The sequence below is a fragment of the Salinarimonas soli genome (assembly GCF_008386575.1).
Lineage (GTDB): Bacteria > Pseudomonadota > Alphaproteobacteria > Rhizobiales > Beijerinckiaceae > Salinarimonas_A > Salinarimonas_A soli.
Genome location: NZ_VUOA01000183.1, coordinates 1 through 321, shown reverse-complemented (window position 1 = coordinate 321; position 321 = coordinate 1). Strand labels below are relative to the sequence as shown.

The 321-nt window shown below is 37.7% G+C and carries 1 protein-coding gene; it reads left to right on the top strand.

Going from position 1 to position 321, the window contains the following annotated elements; genetic code table 11:
* Positions 1-92: 92 nt before the first annotated feature.
* Positions 93-321, top strand: a 229-nt coding sequence (locus F0L46_RS27795) for a hypothetical protein (RefSeq protein ID WP_188312162.1), incomplete at its 3' end; no start/stop codon positions are given.

Here is a 321-nt window from a genome sequence, read left to right as displayed (position 1 = left end):
ATAATTTGCCAAAAAACTAATTAACACTTGATATTCACATTTGCTTCACGATGTTAAAGTTTGGCGTGAAATCTGCGTTACTTGGATCCGCAGTGTACTACACAATAGACAAAGGTGTGTGGAAAGATAGTGCTACGACAGCGGCGATATATGATGAACTTGAAAAAGGAATGTCACCATATGTCGGGGAACTAAAGAGCCAAGTTCCATACGAACTACCAGCATTACCTTCTAATGACAGGATATCATATTTGTTCAAGTACTACTGGAATTGCAGTGTTAAAGCTACATTTAGATTTTTAGTCGAATTGCCTACCCATA